This window comes from Gracilibacillus oryzae (genome assembly GCF_009498735.1).
Lineage (GTDB): Bacteria > Bacillota > Bacilli > Bacillales > Amphibacillaceae > Gracilibacillus > Gracilibacillus oryzae.
Map to the genome: position 1 here is coordinate 94003 of NZ_ML762434.1, position 24595 is coordinate 118597.

The window sequence follows — 24595 nt, forward strand, 5'->3', positions numbered from 1 at the left end:
CCCGACAATTTCATTGATATCCTTATGATCATAGGCAGAGAAACACCAGTTTCCAACACCATGAACGCCTGATTCGAAGAAGTAATTGCCTGTCACAATATCTTCCGCTTGATAATGACCTGCCTGATTTGATGCAATACCTTGCACTTTTTTAATCGGTCCTAATAAGAAATCCAATATATCAAGGGTGTGGCTGGCTAAGTCAAAAAACAGCCCACCGCCCGAGAGTTCTGGCTGAAGACGCCAAGGTAGCGTTTCTGAGTTCGTCACATTCTCCGCCGCCTTTTGATACTGTGTTGTTGAGGCAAATCGAATAGCGCCAATCTCGTTATTTTCCAGCAGCTCTTTAATTTTGACAAATTTAGGCTGGGCTCTGCGATAATATGCAACAAACAATGGCACTTTCGCCTGCTGACAGGCTTGCACCATCTCATTGCATTCCGCCCAGTTACGTGCCATTGGCTTTTCCACATAAACAGGCTTTCCTGCCTTTGCTGCCTTCAATGTATATTCCCTATGTGAGCCGGGAGGTGTCGCAATATAAACGGCATCAACGTCTGGATCATGGATCAGAGCATCTGCATCGTCATACCACTTGGCAACACCATGTCTTTCTGCATAGTCTTTCGCCAATTCACCAGTTCTCCGCATTACCGCCACTAACTCAGAGTTTTCTACCTTTTGAAAAGCAGGTCCACTCTTCACTTCTGTTACATCCCCACAGCCAATGATTCCCCCACGGACTTTTTTGAATTTCATGGCAATTTTCCTCCCTCTTTTCCCAACGTGAACTTCTCAGCATTATCTATTGTTGGTTGTATAATCTTTAGTTTAGCATTAGTGGGATTGGATAAGTAGTAAGATAATGCTAATTTAAAGAAATGAGGAATGGACTCTAAATTCATTGTATTTCAATAGTTAATATATAAGTTTTTCTATAAAATATATAGCTATAATACTTGATCTTTATTAGAGATAGCGCTATAATAAAAATAGAACGTATGTTCCTTGTTGTCATCATTCACAGTAAATAAAAGCAGGTGATGCAAATAACAACCACTAGCCTATGTTACCCTCTAAAAACTTCTTAGAATGTACCTCATTTAAAAATTCATCCTGTTCGAAAACTCCAGGTATACTGTGTCCCAATGTCCATTATGTATGCTATAATCAAATCATATTTAATAAGGAGATGTTATTAAATGTCGGAAAAACTTTTATTGCAGATATTAGGTGAAGTTCATGGATTAAAAGATGATGTTCACGGTTTAAAAGATGATGTTCATGGAATAAAAGACGAAGTTCACGGTCTAAAAGATGATGTTCACGGAATAAAAGACGAAGTTCACGGTCTAAAAGATGATGTTTATGGAATAAAAGACGAAGTTCACGGTTTAAAAGGTGGAGTTCATGGAATAAGAGATGAGGTTCACGGATTAAAAGAGGAACAGAAGGAAACAAATCAACGGTTGGACCGATTAGAACAAAAGACTGATTCTATTCAGGAGCAAACCGCTAAATTGAGTGAGTATCATGCTCAAACCACTATTCTTATGAAAAACATGGCTACAAAGGATGATATCGGATATCTGAAGGAACTGTCTTTTAAACATGATGAAGATATATATAAGCTTAAGTCACAATATCAGGATAATAACTAGAGAGGTTTGTTATTTGGGGCTATACGCTCTCTCTATCTTAATTTTGATAAAAAAACCTGTCACTTCCACCTTAATTAGTGACAGACACTGATTTCTGTTTTCCCCTCATTCACCCAACTTGGCAATATAATCCACTAAAAAATGCAGAATAATCAGAGGAATAATCGACCCTGTGCTTATATATATAATGCAGAATAAAACACCAAAGAGACTGGTTCTTACCACCCCCATTACAAACCCTTGATAGGTATGGGCAAGACCAAATATTAGTGAAGCAAACAGTATGATTGCCCAGATGGAAAGGCTGGGAAATAAGTAGGCTAACGCATAGATGGTAAAGCCTCTGTATATCACCTCTTCAGTCAGTCCTGCAGTTACGGAAACATAATTCCATCTCTTCTTCTCCCTTTCGGTAACAGGCAGTAATGGTGCAATAACCGAATTTTCCAAACCTGCCTTTTGCTTTTGTGAAAATTCCTGCTTGATCTTATTACTAAATTGATAGCCAATAATAAAATACAAGACAATCACAATATAACTAATACCGCTGCCAAGCCCAACATAGGTCAGCCAAGTTCCCAATGGTTCTGTGTTAATCGTTGGAAGTGCCAGACCGATATCTCTGAAGGTCAGTTCTGTAAAGAAAATTAATAATAAAATGACGAATGTTGGTACCCATAATGCGATCATCACTTGATTATAATACTTCATTCTGGCATTCTGATCTGTTTTGACTCTCTTTTTAAATTTCTGATAATCAAAATAGCCGATAACTGGTTCATAGAACAGCAGGAACAATAGTAACAGCCAGATAATTAAATCCATTTTCCTTCCCCTTCCAGAATCTATTATTCTGATTTCTTTTCCATATAGTAATCTATCGCCTGGATAAGCCATTTCTGTTCTCTCTCAGTAAAAGGAGAAGGCGTCATGTCTTCCAGGTCCTGAAGCTCCTGTTCTTCCAGATGCACATTGACAATTACCTGCATTAAATCCTCTCCAAGAAAAGATAAGGTTTCCTCTATATATGACTCCACCATTGCCTGTACTTCCATGTCTTCGATTGGCTTACCATATAATCGCCTTACTTTTTTTGTCATCTGGACAAAAGTCTGATCCAGCGTGATATTCTCTTCCACTGTTTTCTGTGACAAACCTTCCACAACTTCTTTTAGATGATGCTTTTCCAGCCAGTTCTTCTGCATATGTTCTGCAGGTAAACCATTAATCAGACTAAACAGTAAATTACTGTCTACCTCTCCTTCCTCTTTAAGTAAACTGATCACTCTTCTAATCGCATTCATGGATCTTTCGAGTTTTTCTTTTTCTGCTTCCAAGGCATTTAAGTGGTGTGTTAATGTTTCATTCAGATCAACAGTAAAACTTGATTGATGCAGCAATGCGGTAATACCCTCCAAACTGTAGCCGAGAAACTTTAAACTGAGAATTTTTTGGAGTGTGATAATATCCTGATACTTATAGATTCGATGGCCTGACGATGGCTGTTTTGCCGGTACTAAAAGGCCTATCTCATCATAGTATCGTAAATTACGAATCGATATTCCTGTTCTTTTTGAAAATTCCCCTATAGAAAACTCCTTAGCATTATTCATTAAGCTTGCTCCTATCTGAAGGTTTGATTCTATTATAAAACCTCCAGTAGATGGAGGTGCAAGTTATTATTGATTATTTTTCTGTTGAAGCAATTGTGTGGATAATTATGTTTGATGGACATGGAAAGAACCGATTAATAAAGCAGGAGTAAAGTTTTCGTCTAAGCGAATATCATGTTCTCCCTTTTTAAAACCGGAAGAAATGACTGTGCTAATCTCCTGTTCATTCTCAATAATTTTCTTTTATTGGGGGACCCCTAGAATTTATGGGATTTTATGTTAAAATAATGATAATGATATTATAAAAAAGTTGTATTTCACATAGCGATTGTATTTGTAGCATGAAAATTCAAAAGTTAGGTGGGATTTTATGTATGGCTTAGACTTGATGAAGTTACTATTCTTATTAGCTATCATTTTAATATTATGGTTTTCGTTTACTCTTATAATAAGAAGATGGTTGAATGTGGAGAGACCGAAATGGTCTTCCTATAACCATGTTAACGGGAAACATAAAAGGATTGATTGGATCATTAGAATTGCTGCAATATTCATGCTTATAGCAGGATACATTATAAACATGAGTAGAGACCCGGCAAATTGGTATTGGTTTTTACAACCATGGTTCATATTAATTATTTTCATTTTTGCGATTCAGATAGTTCGGGCTGTTATGGAACAAAAGTATGCACAAAATCCTAACGCGTATAAAGTGACAATTGGTGAAATTATATTTATTTTTTTATTGTTTTTCACACTATTTCAGACTGATTTTTTTGGATTAGTATAAGCAGAGCCAGAGCCTAGTTTACTACAATGCAAATTTTCCGTTATTAAATCATAAACCAACCATCCACGTAGCCTGATAAGTACTCGTTTATTTGTTCTAATCGTTGCTGTGGTTCCTGCTCAGCGAAGTCTTTATTCATGTTTCTTAATATTCGGCGAGCTAGCGCAATCTCAAAAGCTTACTCATATAGTCCTCTCAATACAGAGATTCTTTTTTTGATCTCATCCACTAACTCAACAGGCTGAATTACCTTTGCATCCTCTCTTAGATAGATGAAATAATCAGCGAGAAAATCAACGTCAGTCTCGCTTATGGACCCATATACTACCGCTTGACCATTGCTTTCTACCAGGTTAGAGTTTGGCCAACTATTTGATTGGTATTTCTTAACACCAGTAGGAGATAACTGCACAACAAGCTCATATTCTTTCTCTTGTGAAATGCTGCTGATGATATCGCTCAAGTTGTTGACTTCAATTTTTATTTTATCTTCCCTATCAGTTATTTCAAGCTCAGATATGTGATCACAGCGGAACAGTCGATAATCCTTTCTCAGATAACAGTATGATGGACAATACCATCTTCCGTAGCGAGAATACAATCCAATCGGCTGGACATCTCTTCTCACTCCCTTGTAAGAAATACATAAAGGCTCATTCTCAACCGCTGCCATAAACAGCTCTTTCAGAAAAGGAACCTCTTCACTCTGATTATCTATCTGGAAATCCACCCTATTTTTGATAGAGTCAATCTCGTCTTTCATTAGTCCATTTAAATTCAAGTAAAATTTCCTGATAATCGATTCATACTCAGATTCAAAAGGCAGGCTCATAAAATGTTTTAACGAAGTGAGAGCAAAAAAGATTGAAAAAGTTTCTTCCTTCGTAAATGAGACTGATAGCAGATTTTTCTCTTCTAAAACCTGATATCCCCCATTAACTCCTACCTCTGATATTAAGGGTACACCTGAAATGCTTAACTCTTCGAGATCGCGAAGAATGGTTCTTCTGGAAACATTAAATTCTTTCGCCAAATCATTTACTTTAAATTTCTTCACTCTATTTATATATAATCTCAGCTCATTCAATCTGACCGCCTTACTCAAATTCCTCTCCCCTTTTTCTTTAATAGGTGTCATTAGTTGTCACTATTCTAATATAAACTATAAGTATTACAAAATTTAAATGAGAAGAGGAGTGATTTGAAAATGGATCAAATCGAGAAAAAAGAGGTATTAATCGTTGTACTTGATGAGTTTGCTGAATGGGAATTAGCATATGTTGCCGCATTTTTAAACAGTTCGGAGCATTATACGACAAAGTTTGTCAGTATCGATGAGGGTGTCATTAAGTCAATTGGCGGTTTACGTGTCATGCCGGATTATACGATTCACAATATTCCAGAGCGTTTCTCCAGTTTACTACTGATTGGCGGTAATTCATGGCGCAAGCCGCTTAGCAGCAAAATCATTCCACTTGTAGAAAAGGCACGTACTATGGATATTCCGATTGGGGCAATTTGTGATGCGACTGTTTTTATGGGCGCTAATGGCTGGTTGAATGATATCAAGCATACAAGCAATGAGATCAATGACTTAAAAGAATATGCAAAGGAACATTATCAGAATGAAGAGAATTATGTATGCGAACAAGCAGTCAGGGACGGGAATATCGTGACAGCAAATGGCACAGCCGCATTAGACTTTGCCAAAGCTATCCTTGAATTATTAGAAGCATATTCTAAGGATCAAATTAATCAAGTTTATCAGTTTCATAAAGTAGGGTACTATGAAGCACAAAGAACGGTATGATTTGTTTCACTCTTTTCAAGATGATACTTTTTTAATCACAACTGTCCCGGTGAATTGATAACTGGGATAGTTAGATTTTTCTCCAATCAAATTATCGAAAAGCTCTTTCAGGCCCGCATAGAAACTATTTTTAGAGTTCACCATAATGGTTTCGATGGCCTTTCATATTGTTATAACCACTTTCCCCTGTGCACGCCCTTTTTGAAAATACGTAAATGCGGCAGGGACTTCATGTAAGGGATATGTTTTGTCAATAACTGGTCTCACTTTCCCCGCTTCGATGAACTCATTCACTAAAACTAGATCTTGTTGATTCGCCTTTTGCATAAAGGAACTGAATTTCTTATTTCCAAACATGGATATCCAAGGACCCAGCAACATGAATTGATACAATTGGTCACTAGGACCGCCAACAAGGACAAATAAGCCGTTCTTTTTTAACTTTTGTTTATAGGTGGAAAGAGAGTGAGATCCATTTACTCCTAGAATTAAATCATAGGTTTGCTGATGATTTTCTAAGTTTCCTTTTTGATAATCAATCACATGATCAGCACCAAGGGAACTTGCCAATTCTGCGTTTCTAGTACTCACCACAGCCGTTACTTTTGCACCAACAGCTTTCGCAATTTGAATGGCGAACGTTCCCACACCACCTGATGCCCCTTGAATTAATACTTCCTGTCCTGCCCTTACTTTCCCTTTGTTCTTTAATGCTTGCAGGGCAGTAGTCGCTGCCATGGGAACAGCTGCAGCTTCTGCAAATGACAGATTACCAGGCTTCAAAGCCAATGACTCTTCGGCTGTAACTACATACTCTGCCAGAGCACCCCAGCCATTGCTGGATAAATCCCCATATACCTCATCACCAACCTGAAACTTGGTAACCTTCTCCCCAACGGCCTCTATAATCCCAGCCATATCCCCACCTGGAATCTGGTATTTCGGTTTTCTGAGCCCAAATGCTAAACGAGCTGGCAGTGGTTTCCCTGTTAGTAAAACAAGATTTCCGTAATTGAGTGATGATGCAAGAACTTTTACCAGCACCTGATTTTCCTCAGGTACAGGTGCAGCTACCTCACTCAGTCGCAATACATCCGGAGTTCCATATCTTTCACTGACAATTGCTTTCATCTTTTTCCTCCTTATATTCTTTTATCATATTTCCACGGTGAATTTTGCGTTTTTTTTCATTTGGTGGTTTAAATTATTCACTCGGGGGTATTTCCTTTGGCTAATTCCTTATCAAGTTATGGTTGCTTTCACATATTCATACTTCATTTTTGTTAAGATTGTGGTAAGGATATCGATAATTTTAGAGGAGTGCTGCAAAGATGGGTCAAATTGAAAGTGCGTTTCTAATTGTGGTACTTCTTACAAAGCTGGAAGATAAAAATGGTTATATTTTGTATGTCTTTAATTCCTTAACCTTTCCGGACCTTGCTGTATTACTAAATAGATAGACATCGCAAAAATTAATGGTTGTACCATCAGTTAATGAAAGCACACCATTGATGGAAGCGGATTTCCCGTGGGTGATGACTTGGTGAATCTCAAGACAGTCAATGTTCTGTTTATTTCCTTCCTCTAAACTGGAAATAAATGCAGATAGACCTTCTATTTTTCTATCTTCTTTTAATTGAAACCAAACAATCGATTCATCTGCATATTCCATAATGATATCATTCTGCCGCTTCCATATAGCTATAGTAAAATCAATGACAATTTGTTTCCTTGGTGCATTATCACACCCTTTTGGGATGATAAGCTTCATTTCATTTTGGGGACTGTTCACTTCATTTAATCTCCCTTTTTTCAAAATGGGTTGCATATTATGTTGAAGTTATTGTGTGGATAGTAATGTTTGATGAACATGGAAGAGCGCAATCAATAAAGCAAAATCATAGTTTTCTTCTAAGCGAATTTCATGCTCTTCCATTTTAAAACGTGAAGAAATGACTGTGCCAATCTCCTGTTCATTGTCTAGGATTTTCATTTCTAACTGGGCTTCTTTTAACATTTAACTCAATAGTCCATATTTCTCCACGTTTTCCTGTCTTACTCATCTTCCTTACCCCAGAACATTTCTTCTTTTTCTTTAATGATTTGCTCTTTTGGAGGTCTGCTGTCAAAGTAATTATCAAATAACTTGTTAAGTAATTTGATCCGTTCCCCATTATCCATTTCTTCAATTGCTTTCATTATCTCATCAGCAGTCATTCATAACCACCTCATTTAGTAATTGAATTCTTTATAGAATTATACAATAGAAATAAATGTGCGATACGGGTACCGTATAAAAAAACTAAACTTTTCAGATAACAATTATCTAGGCTGTAGTGGATTTGTTTACTCTATGGTGAAGTTATTGTGTGGATAGCAATGTTTGATGGACATGGAAGAGACCGATTAATAGAGCAGGATCATAGTTTTCGTCTAAACGAATTTCATGCTCTTCCGCCATTTTAAATCGTGAAGAAATAACTGATCCAATTTCCTGTTCGTTTTCCAGTATTTTCTTTTCTTTGGAGAGTTTCCCGCCTGATACAGTAATCGTATGGTCCGTTAGTTCGGCTACCATTTTATCTTTTGTTACACCAAACTTTGTAACAAATATTCCGATTTCCTTATCATTATGGTAAACCTTCCATTTTGATTTAATCAAGTTCTTATAAAAGGGCTCTTGTATAAATTCATATTTATTGTCGCTGTTTTCTGCTCTAATGTTAAAAGTGATAAAGACACCATCACCGATCCCGCCAAGATATTTACTAAAAACGCGCTGAACGCCATTTTTAAAGAAAACCTTTAAAGAAATATCTGTCTGATTTCCTTCACTTTCCACAACTAAATCTTTCTCAGATAAACCAAAAACTTTTTCTTTAAAGAAATACTGTTGCATCAATAGATCTCCCTCTCATTATTTATTTATATGTATAATTATTTCCCTAAGAAAATATTACCAAAACGTGGATTGGGATTGTACCATTTGAGCCAAGTTTATCTCTATTTTCGCTCCCCTATTGCTTAATATAAGCACAATATATTTCATTTTCATGTGTTCCCTTCGATTGTCTTGAAGAATTGGAGATAAGTCAATGGATTAGGGGGTTTTAGTGTTAACTAAACAAAAAATTTACATTTGGTTGTTTAGAAAAAAGGATCCTACCGAATTTCCTAACCCAGATAATGAGAGACAGAAAACACTACTAGCGAGGTAATCACTATGGAATTTTGGAATCACAATAATATTAACTATAAATATAAACCATCCTATCACTTTAACTTTAAAAATAATTAAAAAAATCATATAAATCTCATTCCATGTGTTGTAAAATGTAGATAATTAGAGTTATAAGGAGTGGTAGCTATGGATAGATATAAATTTGAACCGCAACAAAGTGAAATGATTGTTAATGCTATTGTTGAAGGATATCGCGATTACATCGACCATCGTAAAGACCGCCACGAAAAAATGACTATTAGTTCTGCCTTTGCATGGACGAAAGGAAACTTTATAGAAAATAAAATCTCAGAAATCAGCCCTGCACTTAATATAACTTATAAAACTGCCAAAGCAGGACTGACATGGGACTACTTACAATTTATCCACGATGATACCAAAAAGCTTTTTCTTATTAAGAATGCAGCATATTTTAATGAAAATAACTTCTCACAGGCAGTATTACCAAATAATCATAGCAGTAAGACCCGAAGAACCTATCTCCATGAACTTTCAAAAATAAACCATAGACTTGAGTTTGCTCCAGAAGATGAAGACGGATTTTCTAATGAAAATAATAAACAACTCTCTTTCTTTGTTACTGAGGAACAAATTTTGGATGAAGTAGAGCACTTTCAGCATACATACAATGAATTTCACATTCTCACCTATAAGATTGACAGTGCCTATCAAATTTTTGAAATTATGCATTATTTACCTAATCCAGAGAATAATAAAGCATATAAAGTAGAGGATCTTTCCAGATATATTACTGGATCTGAATTAACGGATGAAGAACGTGAGATTATCGCACCAGAGCAGGACAATGGTATAATAGATCCTGCAGCTTTCGACATTGGCATCTTAGAGGAAGAAGAGGAAGAGAACAATTAAAGTTTGAGGGGGAGCAGAATGTTTATTGGTGAAAATTTGACTAATCTTCGTATCCTGCATGGCTATTCACGCAAACAGCTCTCTGAAAAGTTACATGTAACAGAACAGGCAGTATGGCAGTATGAGAATAATTACACATCACCAAAAATGCAAATTGTAAACGACTTAAAGTCTATCTTTCATGTTAAGAGTAAGTATTTTTATCAAAAGGATATCCTAAAACGTTATGTAGTGCCAGAAAGCATATCAGTCATTAATATTGCTTACCGTTCAAAAGTAATGAATGTTATATCCAAAACACAAGCAGAAGCAAAGCATGTTGAATTCTTAGATTGCTTTGTTAACTATATAACCGCTAATTTATCACTGCCAACACAAAAAATCATTCAATTAAGAGACGAAGTAATTGGATATTTGAATAACTCTGTAGATGATAGACAAACACAAATAAATAAAATTGCAGCACTGACACGTAAAAGATTAGCGTTTCGAAGTGATACGAATGATAATCTAATGTTTTTAATGGAAAAAAGCGGTATATTCATCTTTGAAAAACCAATTGGTGATGAAATTGATGCTTATAGTTTGTGGACGAAGCAAGATCGACCTTTTATTGTATTAGGAAATTTAAAACGCTCAGCAGTACGCAGAAATTTTGACCTGGCACATGAACTTGGCCATTTATTGCTTCACTATAAGGTGGAGTTCACTAGTTTAAACCGTCAGGAACACAAAGAACTTGAGCAGGAAGCTAATCTATTTGCCGGTACTTTTCTATTACCTGAAGAAGAACTGTTAGAGGATATTAAAAACGTTGCTTCGATTACTAACCCTGATGCTTATATAGATCTTAAAATGAAGTGGAAAACATCTCTTCAAGTAATAGGTTATCGAGCTGCTAATTTAGAGGTATTAGATACCAAAAAGCACCGGAACTTTTATGCATCACTTCATCGGAAAGGTTATCTCAAAAGAGAACCTCTCGATGAATCATTAGCAATCCAGAAACCTGAAAAGATTAAATCAATTATTGACTTAATTGCTAATAAGAAATTGATCGATCTGAGAGAGATGATCGACAAGGATTGGATGGTAGATATTTCATTTTTGCACAGATTAACAGGTATAGACGCAGCATTTTTCAACAACTATATTAGCCATGATCAAGATTTTGAGTTAATAAATGTTACAAATGTCGCTCCAAGTAAGGCTAATTTTTAATGAAAAAGGTGGACCTATTGCTTGTAGAGTCTACCTTTTTATATTCACAGGGTTAATTCGATGAAAAAACATGGTGAATTAATTGTCCGTTTGATGACCACTGTCATATCCTAAAGATGATAAATTCCCCATAACTCTATCAATCAGCGTTTTCCATATATTTATAAACCTGTTCAATTGTAGGCATACTAGCTTGCGCTCCTTTTTTGCCAGCTGCTATGCCAGCAGCTAAATTAGCCATTTTAATAGATTCCTCTACATCCATCTTTTTAGCCAGCTCAACTGCCAATACCCCATTAAATGTGTCACCAGCACCTGTTGTATCCACTGCTTTTATCTCATAGGCTGGAATTTGTTTTCTCCTGCCATTCAGAAAAAACTCCACTCCCTTCTCCCCTTTTGTGCAGATTATCTTATCAAATACCTTCCTGTTATAAAGATCACCATTCATCATTATTGGCAATTCCTCTTCATTCGGTGTAAGAAAAGTTAGTTTATCTATCATTTCTTTATCCAGCTTCCTTACGGGAGCAGGGTTATAGATGACGGGAATCTGATGTTCGTGACAGTAATTTATTATCTGGTTCTGAGCTTCTATTGGAATCTCATTTTGCATTAGGACAATATCTGCTTTTTTTAGCTTTCCATAACTGGCATTAACTGAACTTATGGCATCATTTGCCCCTTCGATTATCATGACTGTATTTTCATAATCAGAGATAAAAGCTTTCTCTGTTGTCTTATCTGGGACAGTTAAAACATTTTCTATTAACACATTATTCTGTTGGAGATTTTCCAGAGCTAAAGCTGCACATTGATCTGCACTGACAGCACCTAAAAAGGTAACTTCACCACCAAAGCGTGAAGCTGCTATTGCCTGGTTTGCTCCTTTACCGCCGGGAGAAATTTTGTATACTTTTCCTTCCAACGGTTTTCCTGGTATTTCCCATTTAATTGCTGTGGTAATGAATTCTATATTTATCCTTCCTACTACGGTGATTTGAGGTTTTAGAGATGACTGGGCATCCATGAAATATTCACTCCTTTTCGAAGTTATACTCCTATTGTTTATTTATACAAAGTTAATCCGAGAGATTTTCGTATTAATTACTCCATTATTTTTAGGAATATTAACAAAAATATAATAGCCCCCCTTCTTTTTGTAACAACACCCTCATTATATACAACAAAATGTTGTAGGTAAATACATAAAACACTTATTTGTTGTATATAACTATTTATACAAGCTTAGGTTGTATAATGCATCCAAAAAGGAGAATATGATGTTAATATTTCAAGAAAGACTAAAGGGGCTGCGAGAGGAATATGAATTCAAACAAGAAGAGATGGCCAAGAAACTAAATATTTCAACCAGTGCCTACGGATATTACGAGCAAGGGAGAAATGAACCATCCTTAGAAACCATTAAAGAAATTTCAGCAACATTTAATGTTTCGACCGATTACTTACTGGGACTCACGAATGTCAAGAACTCAGCGAATCTGTCCGCTGATGAACTCAACCATTTAACATATGAAGAGCTGGATTCTATCAATTTTTTAAAACAATCAAAATTATTAGAAGAAATAAGCATTGCTCCTAAGACGGACTTACATCGCCTAGAACGATTATGGCATTTTATTAAGAATGAATTAGACATGGAAAAAGAGCAGAAATGAAGGGGATTTTCATTTCTGCTCTAACTGTTAGCCATAGAAGGCATTATCTCTTCACCATTCTCTGAGATACTATTCCTATTCCTCCAAAAATATCTCCTCTAACGAAGGCTCTTCCACGTCCACACGGTAAATATCAATCTTATAGGTACCAAGTGCACGAATGATTTCCGCAATTTTTTGCTCACTTTCTACCTGGATTGTAAAATGGTTCTCTTTTATATCCAGCTGTGTCCCTGCCTGCTCCAGCCATTGCTGCATTGTGCTCAAATCTGCCGGTCGAATTGGTGAATGTTTAATTGTAACAGTAATGGTGGACTGGTAATAAGCCCGGAGTTCATCCATTGTACCACTCTTTTTAATTCTACCATCTTTCATAATGGCAATGCGTGAACAGATTTTCTCCACTTCATCAAGGTTATGAGAAGTCATAAAAATCGTTTTTCCTTGTTGATGCAGCTGCTGAATTAATAGATGGATATGAATAACGGATTCTGCGTCTAACCCTGAGGTTGGTTCATCCAGGAAAATCAATTGTGGATCATGGATAATTGCCTGGGCAATCGCAAGCTTCTTCTTCATGCCGAATGAAAATTTTCCCGCCTTTTTATTGGCATGCTCCTCCAACCCGACAAGCTTTAACACCTCCATACAATGCTGACGGGAGACAGGCTTGCCTGACACATCCGCCAGATAGTGAAGATGATTTATCGCTGTCATTGATCCATATAATGAGGAATAATCAGGCATAACACCAATCTTCTTTTTTATGGAATCATTTGGTCCCTGTACCCCTAATAAAGCATAAGACCCTGAGCTAGGCTGGATAATTCCTGTTAACATATTAATAAATGTCGACTTACCAGCACCATTTCGGCCTAAGAAGCCTAATATTTCTCCTTTTTCCACTTGGAGGTCAATATTATCTACGACCTTGTTCTTCCAGAATGATTTCGATAATTGCTTTGTTTCAATCGCCAGCATTTAGCATTCCCTCCTTCTGAATACAAGTAATGCGATCCCTACCATAACGCCCGCTAACAGTAAAACAACAAGAAAGCTATAATTCTGTTCTTCTACATAATAAAAAGGGAACAAATACTTTAGCCAGCTTACCCATACATTAGAAGTTAAGGAGACCCAGCCATTTAAGATAGGGAACGCAATCCCGATGACAATACTAAGAAACATAGTTATGCTTGGTTTTGGTATAAGGACAGATAGGAGAACGGTAAAGGCACTATAATAGATTGCCAGACTTGCCGATTGGAACAATGTAATAAGATCAAAACGATGGACAAATATACTGATAATCACGAAACTAGTTAGTAAGCAAACAAACCAAAACAGAGCGATCCCCAGAAATTTTCCAACGATGATCGATGTACGCGAAGTACGTGTAACCAGAAATCTTATCGTGCGTTCATGCATTTCGCGATTGACGATATCATGGGAAAGCCCCATCACAAACAACATCCCGAGAAACATGATGAGAAAGGAAATTCCGACGGTATGGATGATCTGCTTTTCTTCACTGGTAAAATCATCACTTAATGATAGCAGCAAGTCTGAAAAATCAGCAGAATAATACGCTGTAAGTAAAAAGATGGCAATAATAATAATCGATTTAATTCCTTTAAATGATTGAATAAATTCTCTTTTGCAGATGGCAAGCATTTATTTCTCCTCCTTTTTCTACACTATCTATTATATCGTCTCTTTCTTAACCACAAAGAAATGCTGCCTTAATTTTTCCTTAACTGGTCTCTCATTTCATTAAGAAATGGTATGATAAAGTGAGACTTTGATCAGTGGAGGGGTTTCTATCCACTGATCATTTGCGAAACTTATCAGGATGCTTAGCGTCTGTGATAAGCATATAGAATACTAGAATTAGGAGTGCCTTTATGCAACATTCACCTATATTAATTGTTGATGATGAACAAGCAATCTTACATATGCTGCAAACGATATTGAAAAAAGAGGGATTTACGCAAATTGATACAGCTGAAACCGCGGAAGCAGCTCTTCAGCTGTGTAAGCGCAAAGAGTACAGCATCATTTTATTGGATGTGATGCTCCCTGGCGAGGATGGTTTGGAAGTATGTCCGAAAATCAGGGCTATCTCCAGTGCAACGATTTTCTTTTTAACTGCCCGCACAACAGATTTGGACAAATTATCTGGCTTCGCTGTTGGAGCTGATGATTATATTACCAAACCATTTAATCCACTAGAGGTTGTTGCCAGAATGAAAGCACATTTACGGAGAAAAGATAGCCCAAATGCCAAACAGCAGCCAACCTATTATGAGTTTGGTGATTTAATCATTCATCCGTTATCTGCCGAAGTTACTTTACGCGGGGAAAAAGTGATGCTGCAAGCACAGGTATATAACCTGTTATTGTTCTTTTGCCAGCATCCCAATCAAGTTTTTAGTAAAAGCCAGCTTTACGAACAAGTCTGGGGCGATCAATACTTTGGGGAAGATAACACCGTAATGGTTCATATCCATAAACTCAGAGAGCAAATCGAAGAAAACCCGAGCAAGCCGAACTATATCATAACAGTCAGAGGGCTTGGGTATAAGTTTGTACCAGATGGGGACAGGCATGAAAACACATAGAAGGTTTATCGTGCAATTTCTCTCCCAGCTGCTTGTACTGTTTTTCATTTTTACTGTACTCGCCATAACAATTATGGCTCTGATAGGATACTTCTTAGAACAAACCGAGACGTTCGACGATCTGACAAAGGCCAGTGAATCATTTATTGAATCGAGAGTGGAGATAGAGGACGAAACTGCACAATTTGATCAGGATTTACAAGTCTTAGCGGAGGAACAGGACGGCTGGCTTGCTGTTTTAACCGAAAAGGGCGAGATTATTGGCACTTTTCATGCCCCCGATAACTTAGCAGAAGGAAATCTTGCCACATTACCATCCGATATTACTACCTATTGGGAGGTGCAAAAATATCCAGAGCATCCCTATTACGTCGTTTTTGGTATATATGATTGGCAAGGAAACGCAATGCAGGCAATACAGGAAAATGTAAGTTGGGAAACTCAAACACTGGAGCTCTCTGCAGCAAGCAAACAGATCCTGGACATTCATGCTAATTGGACGATACTTGTTGATGATTCTGGAAACGTACTCGACAGTTATGGACAAGAGGCTCCCGCTGCCTATCGTACAGAAGACATGCTGGCCATCAAAGCTAAGCAAAAAACCGATCATGCGGCAAGTTATGTCCATCAGCCTTCCCAACTAACATTGGTTGTAGGGAAAGCACCTGTATCTTCCAGCTTGAAAACAAATATTCAAGGAACAATTAATAACAGTGTGATAATCATCGCGATTCTCACCATCTTATTTTTATTATTGGCTACATACTGGTATGCACATAAATTCAGCTCTCCCTTACTTACGTTTATGAGATGGCTGCAAAACCTGAGACAGGGCATCTACGAGGAGCCTGTTAACCAGAGAACCGGACAATCGGTGCTTGTAAATAAACATGGAACCGTAAAAAAGAAATACCATCTCTATAAAGATTTGATAGTTACTTTGACACAACTAACCACCATCTTAAAAGAAAGAGAATCAGAGCGCGCAAGGACTTCTCAGTCAAGGGAGGAATGGATCAGCGGGATTTCCCATGATTTAAAAACACCTCTTGCATCCATCCAAGGCTATGCGAATATGATGGAATCTGGTGATTATTCCTGGAGCGAAGAAGAGATTCGGGACTTTGCCGGCATTATTGGAGAAAAATCCATGTATCTGAAGGATTTAATTGAAGACCTGAACATAACCTATCAATTAAAAAATCAGGAATTAGCAATTATGAAAGAGCAAGCAGATATCAATGAATGTATTCGCAGAAGCCTGCTGCAATTTTTTAATAACCCTATTTATGATGATAAGGAGCTTCGCTTTCAACCTGAAGCGAAGGAAATTATTACATCCTTTGATGCCAAATGGTTTCAGCGGGTGATGGATAACCTGATCGCCAATGCTTTAAAATATAATCCTGCCGATACTGTCATTACGGTCTCAACCGAACTGATCGAACAGCATTTAATTGTTATTAAAGTCATGGATAACGGTGTAGGAATGGACAAGGAAACGGTTCAGCATCTGTTCACACGTTATTATCGCGGAACCAATACAACAGAGTCTGACAGCGGTACAGGGCTTGGGCTGGCCATCTCGAAGCAATTGATCGAGCTGCACGATGGGTCGATTAGTGTGCAAAGTAAGCCGGGAGAAGGGACGACTATAAGGATTTTATTGCCTGTTGTTAAATAAAAAAATTGTTATTATATAAATTCATGTCCTGAAAATTATTTATGGTTAAGGTAGGGAAAAAGTATAATTTCATCGTTATATGTATATACTAGTATATACATATAATAAAGGTTGTGATATAATGGAAAAAAAGCACCATAAAGGAGTGTTTATCATGTCTATTACAGCTAAGAAGTGGGGGAACAGTATTGGCGTTCGAATACCATTTAAATTAGCCCAAAAATATGGTGTAGAGAACGGTACTGAATTAGAAATTTATGATCTGCAAGATGGAATGATGTTAAAAGTATCAGATAGACCAACATTGGAGTCCCTGCTTTCTCAATGTGAAGGAGAGAATCCAGTTGGAGAGCTATTTGGTGACACGGTCGGGAAGGAGGAATTATAATGCAAGTACCTGCTAGAGGTGACCTTATTTATTTAGACTTTAACCCACAGACTGGAACTGAGCAGGCAGGAAGAAGACCTGCTCTTGTTATCTCCCCTGAGAAATTTAATCTTGTTACCGGTTATGCATCCGTATGTCCAATCAGCAGGACACAAAGAAAATGGGGTTTCCATATACCTGTACCTGAAGGGCTTGCTTTCGAAGGTGTCATTATTACCGACCAAATCAAAAATTTAGATTGGAAAACAAGAAATGCCGAAATAAAAGGAAAAGCACCGAATGATTTTGTAAATAAAGTTGTACAAGTTATACATACTTATATCTACGAAGAATATGAAGAACGAAGTGGCGGTTTTTAATATTTTTTTGAGCAAAGCAGGGATGGTTCTGGCGTGTCACTCATAGAAAGTGCAACAGGAGAACAGCCCTTACTTTCCTTTTTCCAAACTTCTTTCACTTCGACTTTTTAAACTTTTCTTAAATTGTTAATGGTATCATCCGTAATTTGAGTATCAAGATTCGCCAATGCCATTAAAGCTGCACCACTCACAGCGGAAAGTACAGGCTCTCTAACTTCATATATTTTTCGGCTTCTTTGCTGTAAAGATTCGGTTATGCCAGTTTCCATATAAGGACTTGCTAGAACACTTCCTATATATGCTACAGGAACAACATCAGATGAAAAACAAGAACCTAATATCTCCACACCAACCACCAGTTGATGAATAGATCGATCACATACACTTCTCGCAAGCTCGCTTCCATCATTAGCTGCTTCCGTCACTAAAGATCCCATTTGCCCGAAAAACTTGTTGCGTTCTCTGTCATCTTCAATAAAACCTTCTAATCCTAACAACCTAAGCTCATTAATCTCTTTCACATTCCAAAAAGATAATACTTGATTAACTAATTTCTGATCCGTTTCATTTATGTTGCCTGATAATATTTCAAAAATAACATCATAAGATAGAAAACGTGCCGCACTGTAAGCATACTGATGAAAGTCAAAATTGCGTATCTCTTTTCCTGCCTCGTTAACAGCAAATATAATGGAACCCGTGCCCGATACCACCACAATTCCCGGTTTCATCAAAAAGGCACCTGATTGAGCAATCACAGCATCATTTACTATCCATTTCGGGCAATTCAACCCTTCTATTCTAATAAGTTCTTCTGCCCATTTATAGTCCTCTACTGAATCAAGGCCCGCAATTCCAGCGGTAACCCCCTTAACATTTGTAACATTACAGGCTGCTAGTGATAATGCTTCCAGGATTGCCTCACGAACATTTTCTACGGCTCGCAAATCTTTTTTTATAGAGGAAGCACCTTTTTCAGTGTAAGATAATTTATTTCCTTCCATATCAGCAACCACCACTCGAGTATGAGTTCCTCCCCCATCTATACCTAATACAACATCAAATCGACTAGACATACTTCCAACCTCCCATTTTTTCATTCCATTTCAGAAAAGGGAGACCTCTACTACAGTTGTGAAACCGGGATGGTTGGTGTGATCTCCTCACTATGACGACACTTGATAAACAATTACCTCTGCTATTTTTGAATATTGACTATTAAGATCTGCCCTTAGAAAACGATTACATGCATACCAAAATTATAACACTGTGAACATCATATGATAATATTTTTCGTTCGACTACGTAAATGTGTAAATTGTATTTCATTCACCCAGCTTGGCAATACAATCCCTTTATTTATAGCTGTATAATTTGAATCCTTGATGTAATGTGATAACCATATCCTTGGCGACATTTTAACCGTTCCTGTTAAAGTAGTTTATACTACTAATATTCTGGTAATAATATAACCAACTAGACATAAAGGAGTGTTCATGCAGATGAGAAAAAGACTGCTTTGGTTAGGGAGTTTAATTATTCTATCAGTACTGCTCGTTGCTTGCGGGGATAATGATGAGGTAGAAAATCCTCCACAAAATGCGACAAATGATGAGCAGCAGCAAACAAATGATAACAATACAAGCCCGAATGAGGATACAAATGCTAATACAGATACCGGCTACGGTTTCACAAAATTTGATCTTGATGCAGATTACACAGATACAAATGATGCGCTGGAAGTGGACTATGACAATGAACAAGATGATAACATGGAAGCATCCTATCGAGATCAATCACAAGATATAGATTTAGCTGGTGATGCAGCAATAGAAGAGCTGGACAGTATCTTTACTTCCTTTGAATTTGATGAAAATACATCAGACGAAGAAGTATTAAATGCAGTTACAGAGGCTTTTAGCATACCTTCAGACGCACAGAATATTGAACTGGAGATCGAATTCGATAGTGGTACGGAGAAAGAGTATAGGATGTAAATAGAAAACAGGCTTGAACTTTAAGCCTGTTTTTATGTTGTGGTGATAGTAAGTACTATTTCTTATTTAGATTAAATATAGCGCCACTATAATACAGGGAGCACTCTGCTGATCTCCTTTCTTATTAATCCCAACATTTATTATGTAAAATTTGGTATAATAGGAAAAAGGAAGATTTGAAAGAAGTTTTAAATTAGACCCTTCCATCACACCAAGGGGCAGCATTAATAGAGGACGAATACACTTCTTTCTAATAATTTAGTCTAAGGAGTCTTTTATAAATGGAGCATCTGCAAGAAGAATTAGTTAATATTCTATCAAGTACTACTTTAAGAAATATATTGTTAGTTTTAACCACATCCATTACTATATATGGGGCATTTCGTACTGTTGAACACTCGATTGTAAAAGTAATCAATAAGACTCATATCGAAAAACTGTTTTCGCCGAGAATAGACAATATTAAAGACGGTATAGTAGAAAAGGGAGTTGTCATATTGACATATTTTCTCTGTGTTAATATCTTCAGTTTTTCAATTGCCTTAACTATTAATCAATCATCTATTTTTTATTTGGTAATTATACTAGCTGCCACTTTATCATTTTTTGTCTTTTTATTTTCCAGCATTCTGTTTGCTATTATTTTCTTTACCAAAAAGTTTCATTCTAATAAACGGATAAAAAACTACACTACAAAAATAAAAGCGGGATTCATGAAAGTCCCTGGATTGAATAAAATTAATACGTTATTTTCCACAAGAACAAGATCCCTTCGTGTATTAGTAATATTTAATCTGTTGTCTATCCTATTAATTGGGATGTATTTAACTGTAAGATTTTATTATGATCACATAATAGATGATAACTTTACTGTGGAGAATCTTCCGTCTGTATTTTCTTCGTTTCTTTCGAATTTGCTGCTTTATATATTAATATTTACTTTTTATCCTATCATCTTTACAGCAATTCAAAGCAAACTAACATTATCCAACAGTTACAGATTGCAAATAGTTGAGGAAAACTTAAATGAATTGTTAAAAGATTTAGTTGTCCTCTATCGGATCGATAGTAATAAAGTCATTTTAACTACTCCACAGGATTTTAAAGAAAAACAAGAAGGTACCTACAGTAAAATTGTCATGTATGATGAAAACGAGAATAGAATATATGATTTTACATTAATAAATGACTAAACTACTTTGATCGGACATATTGATTCAGCAAGAGTGCGGCTTCTCTTTCAGAATAACGAGCTAATGTACAAACTCTGACGAACTTTCACGTGCCTTATCCTTTTATGTTAGAATGCAACTATACGGGTTTAATGAACAGACACCTGTAACTTATCAAAGAAACTTCATCGTGGAGGGGATAAAATTGAAGAAAAGAATCATGATCACATTAACTTTACTTATCAGTATTCTGGCGATTAGTGCTTGCAGTAATTCAGCACAAAATGAAGAGGTAAGCGAAACTCCTGATACAGAAGAAACCATGACTGAATCTTCAGGAGACGCAGAGGAAGAGCAAAAAGATGTTGACGAAAGTTTTTACGGAGACCTTGATTTGCCTGAAAATCAGCTTGGTTTATCTATTGGCGACACGGCTCATTGGAAGTATGGGTATCAGGATATTATCCGGGAATTTGAAATTACGCTCAATTCTGTAGAGATCACGGAAACTGCGGGAGATGAGCCAAGTCAGGAAGGCAACTATGTTATCGCAAACGTTACACTTAAAAACCTGAGCGAAGTACCAGTTGTCGCTGAAGATGGATTAGGACTTAGTTTAGACAATGAAAATGCCAGTGGTTTTCCTTGGTTTTACATTGATGGAGTAGCAGAAGAGTGGCCAGGAGAAATACAACCTAATGAATCACAAACAGGTGTATTATTATATGATGTACCAGCTGGTAATTCCTATTCATTAGTTAGTGGTGAGTCCTCTGCTAATGCAAATACCATTTCATTTGAATTTACAGCAGATGAAGCTGAATAATACGGGCGCCGTTAAATAGAAGTGATCAAGGGAAGGTTCTGTCGTTTCACTTTGAGAAAGTGCAACAGGAGAACCTTCCCCGCATTTCAGAAAAAATCCTTTCGTGTATCAAGCGCTCAAAAAAAGATTATAATGTAAAACTAATTTGAGTCAGACCCATCTTGTTAAGTACTAATAACTGAATTACCCTTCTTTTCTATAATAGTAATAATGTTACTGCCAAGAGAAACAATAGACCCTGCAACTGCGCTGGCGATCAGCCAGGAACTTGGCAGAAGAACTCCCATTGGTATCATGATTAGAAAACAAAGAAGGATAAAACTCTGATAGAATGAAGAAATTATTCTTGCAACAATATGATGAAAAATTGCTAAGACAATAAGTGGAATAAATAGCAATACTAACATTAATGCAGACAGCATCAAACCAACTAGTTCATCGGGCTTAACAGTAACAGGTCCTGTTGTTGCTGCTGCTAATAAAGTAATAATAGCGAATACCAACGTTAATAGCACCATAGAAATTCTTTTTACCATGACAAAAGCTCCTTTTTCACATAATAAATCTTTAAGCTAAACTATTGTTGTTCTCCTAAACGATTAAATGCAAACTACTCATTTTTCAAATTATCCCGCTCTTCGCCTGCCTTATCACGAATTTCATTTCTCAACTCTAAACCTTTACTCCGTAATTCCTTACGATATGAAAAAGAAGTGTTAAATAAATATGATCGTAAATCGCGTTGTCTTTTTGATGCTTCAAAAGGCCGTATCTCTAAATCACTCTCTTCTTCGCTTAATTGTTCATTCCAGTATGCAGCAATTTCCTCCATCCGCTCTCGCTCTATTTTCGCAAGCTCTCTTGCTTCTTTTTCTGTATCAAATAAGGCATTAACTCTTTCATTCTGTGAGTCGAGATAGTGGCTTACATTCTCACCGGACCAACGCAGCCATTCTGAGCGCAGGTCTCGTTTCGCTTGCTCAAAAAACCTTTGCAAATCTTCTTTTGATTGGACTGTCGAATAGTCGCCATTACCGGCTTCAGCGACTTCCTTAAGTGCCTCTTGCCCTTCATCGTCCAAGTCAAAGCCAATAATATTAACAACAGCTTCTATCTCTGATTGATTCAGACTTTTAGCAGTTTGAACAGGATCCCCCTCACATGTTTCCATCCCATCACTAACAATATAGATAATATTATTCACATTTTCCCCTGTCTGGTCTTTTAAATCATTCATCGCTTCCTCCATCGACTTTGCTAAAGGGGTCCAGCCAGCTGGAGAAAATTGCTCAAGCGAAGCGGTAAATTCCTCTTGATTAAATTCCCCAAGTGGATAAATTTGTTCAGAACTATTACAGGATAACTCCCAATCGGCTGGATCACTTGTACCTTTGTGACCGTATACACGCAAGGAAACTTGGACTTCTTCTGGAAGCTCTGCTACAAACGATTGTACAGCATCCTTCGCTAGTTCCATCTTACTAATACCGTCTATCTCTCCTCCCATACTCCCGCTTGAGTCAAGTAAAATCTGCACGTTCATTTTTGGGCCGACTACCCCTTCTGGTGTACTTAACTCCCCATCAGGTTGTGCAGTAGGTGCAGCAAAGGAAGTATCGAAATCTTGTATTGCTTCATAGAAAAAACGATAATCCTCTGCTATTAATGAAATAAATCGATAATAATAGTCATCCTTTGATTCCCCTGAAGGAAATCCTTCGATCTCTTTCTTTATTGCCTCCAAATCATAATTGTCTCCACTATAGGGCCCTGGCTCCAGTTGCACCATTTCTTCAGGATCCTCTGTGACATACCGTAAATAATCGTCATTAGTCGTTTGATTAGCTTCAGCATTAGCCGTTTCTGTGCTTTCATGGCTTGATTCCATGTTTTCGGGCTGTTCTTCATTCTCCTGATTACTTGTATCATTAGAGCAACCTGCAATAAAGAGAATGCAGATAATCAACCCATAACCTAACAGTCTGCTAATTTTCATCTCATACTCCCCTTTGGCGAATCATCAATCGTTAATATTACGAATCCCATGGTATTTTTTCGACTAGAGTATAACACAAAATTATTAAATGTTAGTTAAAAATGGAAAAAATGGTTCATAGCAACTAACAAAAGGCAGGTAAAAGGTCTGTGTTATAGGCCTTTTACCATTATGGAAATAACATGAGGGAAGTACTAATTGTTCCTAAAGATAGATTAGGACTAAGTTTAGAAAATAACCAAGTCGATAGTACTCCTTGGTTGTCCATCAAGGGCGTAGTAGAATAGTGACCAGGAAAATTACAACCTAATGAATCACATACAGGGGGGATATGGAGATTGTGGCATTTGTAGCTGCTATCGTTGGTGTTACGACAGCGGTGGTTAATTTAACTATCACGATAGTAAACTTCAAGAAAAAAGACCATCGCTCGGCCAAGGGATAGTCTCATGCTTCAAACTTACAAGGGGGGATTTCCTCCCTTGCACACTCCATATTATACTTTTAATATAAATGAAATATTCAATAATAACAAGAAAGATATGATCCGTAATGAATCACTGCATGTTGACAGTTGGCTGAAATGGTATGTCAACACTAAATCGAACAAATTTTTAAAGGTTGATTAACTTGTATTCAGTCGGTGTTAAATAATCTAATG

28 protein-coding genes are annotated in these 24595 nt (G+C 36.9%); 13 read left to right on the plus strand and 15 right to left on the minus strand.

From position 1 onward, the window contains the following. Positions 1-759: Gfo/Idh/MocA family protein (locus F9U64_RS14225; protein WP_228275733.1), on the minus strand; the 759-nt coding region annotated here is incomplete at its 3' end. A 443-nt stretch (positions 760-1202) separates the two neighbouring features. Here F9U64_RS14225 and F9U64_RS14230 point away from each other — a divergent pair. Next, positions 1203-1661, plus strand: a complete 459-nt coding sequence (locus F9U64_RS14230; protein WP_153404891.1) for a hypothetical protein — start codon at positions 1203-1205, stop codon at positions 1659-1661. A gap of 105 nt (positions 1662-1766) precedes the next feature. On the opposite strand, the gene F9U64_RS14235 is transcribed toward F9U64_RS14230, so the two are convergent. Both F9U64_RS14235 and F9U64_RS14240 read right to left on the minus strand, forming a co-directional pair. Then, the gene (locus F9U64_RS14235) at positions 1767-2486 is read right to left on the minus strand and encodes a CPBP family intramembrane glutamic endopeptidase (protein WP_153404894.1); all 720 of its coding nucleotides are present in this window, start codon (positions 2484-2486) and stop codon (positions 1767-1769) included. A 23-nt stretch (positions 2487-2509) separates the two neighbouring features. Next, the gene (locus tag F9U64_RS14240; RefSeq protein ID WP_153404897.1) at positions 2510-3274 is read right to left on the minus strand and encodes a MerR family transcriptional regulator; all 765 of its coding nucleotides are present in this window, start codon (positions 3272-3274) and stop codon (positions 2510-2512) included. A gap of 370 nt (positions 3275-3644) precedes the next feature. Here F9U64_RS14240 and F9U64_RS14245 point away from each other — a divergent pair, with 370 nt between their 5' ends. Next, positions 3645-4064, plus strand: a complete 420-nt coding sequence (locus F9U64_RS14245) for a DUF4181 domain-containing protein (RefSeq protein ID WP_153404899.1) — start codon at positions 3645-3647, stop codon at positions 4062-4064. 178 nt (positions 4065-4242) lie between these two features. On the opposite strand, the gene F9U64_RS14250 is transcribed toward F9U64_RS14245, so the two are convergent. After that, positions 4243-5169 carry a helix-turn-helix transcriptional regulator gene (locus F9U64_RS14250; protein WP_194287381.1) on the minus strand — a complete coding sequence of 309 codons (927 nt, stop codon included), beginning with the start codon at positions 5167-5169 and terminating at the stop codon, positions 4243-4245. A gap of 102 nt (positions 5170-5271) precedes the next feature. On the opposite strand from F9U64_RS14250, the gene F9U64_RS14255 reads away from it, so the two are divergent. Continuing rightward, positions 5272-5874 (plus strand): type 1 glutamine amidotransferase family protein, encoded by a 603-nt coding sequence (locus F9U64_RS14255; RefSeq protein WP_153404904.1) that lies wholly within the window; start codon positions 5272-5274, stop codon positions 5872-5874. A gap of 162 nt (positions 5875-6036) precedes the next feature. On the opposite strand, the gene F9U64_RS14260 is transcribed toward F9U64_RS14255, so the two are convergent. From F9U64_RS14260 to F9U64_RS14275, 5 genes are all read right to left on the minus strand, one after another. Beyond that, a complete protein-coding gene (locus tag F9U64_RS14260) occupies positions 6037-7005 on the minus strand; it encodes an NAD(P)-dependent alcohol dehydrogenase (protein ID WP_153404908.1) in 969 nt (322 codons plus the stop codon). Between the two features lie 265 nt (positions 7006-7270). Then, on the minus strand, positions 7271-7666 hold the full coding sequence (locus F9U64_RS14265; RefSeq protein ID WP_153404911.1) for a hypothetical protein: 396 nt from the start codon (positions 7664-7666) through the stop codon (positions 7271-7273). A gap of 48 nt (positions 7667-7714) precedes the next feature. Beyond that, positions 7715-7891: a hypothetical protein gene (locus tag F9U64_RS14270; RefSeq protein ID WP_228275734.1), complete on the minus strand. Its 177-nt coding sequence runs from the start codon at positions 7889-7891 to the stop codon at positions 7715-7717. Positions 7892-7929: 38 nt separating this feature from the next. Continuing rightward, complete coding sequence (locus F9U64_RS22640; RefSeq protein WP_194287382.1) at positions 7930-8091, minus strand: hypothetical protein; 162 nt, start codon at positions 8089-8091, stop codon at positions 7930-7932. Positions 8092-8236: 145 nt separating this feature from the next. Next, a complete protein-coding gene (locus tag F9U64_RS14275) occupies positions 8237-8773 on the minus strand; it encodes a tubby C-terminal domain-like protein (protein WP_153404917.1) in 537 nt (178 codons plus the stop codon). Positions 8774-9241: 468 nt separating this feature from the next. Between F9U64_RS14275 and F9U64_RS14280 the strand changes: the two genes are divergently transcribed. Both F9U64_RS14280 and F9U64_RS14285 read left to right on the plus strand, forming a co-directional pair. Next, positions 9242-9988 carry a spr1630 family ClpXP-sensitive toxin gene (locus F9U64_RS14280; RefSeq protein WP_153404920.1) on the plus strand — a complete coding sequence of 249 codons (747 nt, stop codon included), beginning with the start codon at positions 9242-9244 and terminating at the stop codon, positions 9986-9988. Positions 9989-10006: 18 nt separating this feature from the next. Next, complete coding sequence (locus F9U64_RS14285; protein ID WP_153404923.1) at positions 10007-11209, plus strand: spr1629 family repressor/antitoxin; 1203 nt, start codon at positions 10007-10009, stop codon at positions 11207-11209. 139 nt (positions 11210-11348) lie between these two features. Here F9U64_RS14285 and F9U64_RS14290 read toward each other — a convergent pair whose 3' ends face one another. Beyond that, positions 11349-12239 carry a ribokinase gene (locus F9U64_RS14290; RefSeq protein WP_153404926.1) on the minus strand — a complete coding sequence of 297 codons (891 nt, stop codon included), beginning with the start codon at positions 12237-12239 and terminating at the stop codon, positions 11349-11351. Positions 12240-12492: 253 nt separating this feature from the next. Between F9U64_RS14290 and F9U64_RS14295 the strand changes: the two genes are divergently transcribed. Beyond that, positions 12493-12888, plus strand: a complete 396-nt coding sequence (locus F9U64_RS14295) for a helix-turn-helix domain-containing protein (protein WP_194287383.1) — start codon at positions 12493-12495, stop codon at positions 12886-12888. Between the two features lie 75 nt (positions 12889-12963). Here F9U64_RS14295 and F9U64_RS14300 read toward each other — a convergent pair whose 3' ends face one another. Together F9U64_RS14300 and F9U64_RS14305 are read right to left on the minus strand one after the other, a co-directional pair. Further along, positions 12964-13869 (minus strand): ABC transporter ATP-binding protein, encoded by a 906-nt coding sequence (locus F9U64_RS14300; protein WP_153404932.1) that lies wholly within the window; start codon positions 13867-13869, stop codon positions 12964-12966. After that, positions 13870-14562, minus strand: coding sequence for an ABC transporter permease subunit (locus F9U64_RS14305; RefSeq protein WP_153404935.1), 693 nt, complete (start codon positions 14560-14562; stop codon positions 13870-13872). A 230-nt stretch (positions 14563-14792) separates the two neighbouring features. Between F9U64_RS14305 and F9U64_RS14310 the strand changes: the two genes are divergently transcribed. The 4 genes from F9U64_RS14310 (at position 14793) to F9U64_RS14325 (ending at position 17943) form a co-directional block, all read left to right on the plus strand. Then, positions 14793-15509 carry a response regulator transcription factor gene (locus tag F9U64_RS14310; protein WP_153404938.1) on the plus strand — a complete coding sequence of 239 codons (717 nt, stop codon included), beginning with the start codon at positions 14793-14795 and terminating at the stop codon, positions 15507-15509. Further along, positions 15496-17196, plus strand: coding sequence for a sensor histidine kinase (locus F9U64_RS14315; RefSeq protein ID WP_194287384.1), 1701 nt, complete (start codon positions 15496-15498; stop codon positions 17194-17196). Before F9U64_RS14310 ends, F9U64_RS14315 begins: the two co-directional genes overlap by 14 nt. Before the next feature lie 154 nt (positions 17197-17350). After that, positions 17351-17584 (plus strand): AbrB/MazE/SpoVT family DNA-binding domain-containing protein, encoded by a 234-nt coding sequence (locus F9U64_RS14320; RefSeq protein WP_194287385.1) that lies wholly within the window; start codon positions 17351-17353, stop codon positions 17582-17584. After that, positions 17584-17943, plus strand: a complete 360-nt coding sequence (locus F9U64_RS14325) for a type II toxin-antitoxin system PemK/MazF family toxin (protein WP_153404947.1) — start codon at positions 17584-17586, stop codon at positions 17941-17943. The genes F9U64_RS14320 and F9U64_RS14325 overlap by 1 nt, the downstream gene beginning before the upstream one ends. Before the next feature lie 107 nt (positions 17944-18050). Here F9U64_RS14325 and F9U64_RS14330 read toward each other — a convergent pair whose 3' ends face one another. Further along, the gene (locus F9U64_RS14330; RefSeq protein ID WP_194287386.1) at positions 18051-19019 is read right to left on the minus strand and encodes a BadF/BadG/BcrA/BcrD ATPase family protein; all 969 of its coding nucleotides are present in this window, start codon (positions 19017-19019) and stop codon (positions 18051-18053) included. Positions 19020-19445: 426 nt separating this feature from the next. Between F9U64_RS14330 and F9U64_RS14335 the strand changes: the two genes are divergently transcribed. From F9U64_RS14335 to F9U64_RS14345, 3 genes are all read left to right on the plus strand, one after another. Continuing rightward, positions 19446-19940, plus strand: a complete 495-nt coding sequence (locus tag F9U64_RS14335) for a YusW family protein (protein WP_194287387.1) — start codon at positions 19446-19448, stop codon at positions 19938-19940. A 281-nt stretch (positions 19941-20221) separates the two neighbouring features. Then, positions 20222-21133, plus strand: coding sequence for a hypothetical protein (locus F9U64_RS14340; RefSeq protein ID WP_153404956.1), 912 nt, complete (start codon positions 20222-20224; stop codon positions 21131-21133). Positions 21134-21317: 184 nt separating this feature from the next. Next, positions 21318-21938, plus strand: coding sequence for a DUF4352 domain-containing protein (locus tag F9U64_RS14345; RefSeq protein ID WP_194287388.1), 621 nt, complete (start codon positions 21318-21320; stop codon positions 21936-21938). A gap of 164 nt (positions 21939-22102) precedes the next feature. On the opposite strand, the gene F9U64_RS14350 is transcribed toward F9U64_RS14345, so the two are convergent. Both F9U64_RS14350 and F9U64_RS14355 read right to left on the minus strand, forming a co-directional pair. Then, positions 22103-22474 (minus strand): hypothetical protein, encoded by a 372-nt coding sequence (locus F9U64_RS14350; RefSeq protein ID WP_153404962.1) that lies wholly within the window; start codon positions 22472-22474, stop codon positions 22103-22105. A 74-nt stretch (positions 22475-22548) separates the two neighbouring features. Beyond that, positions 22549-23934, minus strand: a complete 1386-nt coding sequence (locus tag F9U64_RS14355) for a vWA domain-containing protein (RefSeq protein ID WP_153404965.1) — start codon at positions 23932-23934, stop codon at positions 22549-22551. Positions 23935-24595: the final 661 nt, after the last annotated feature.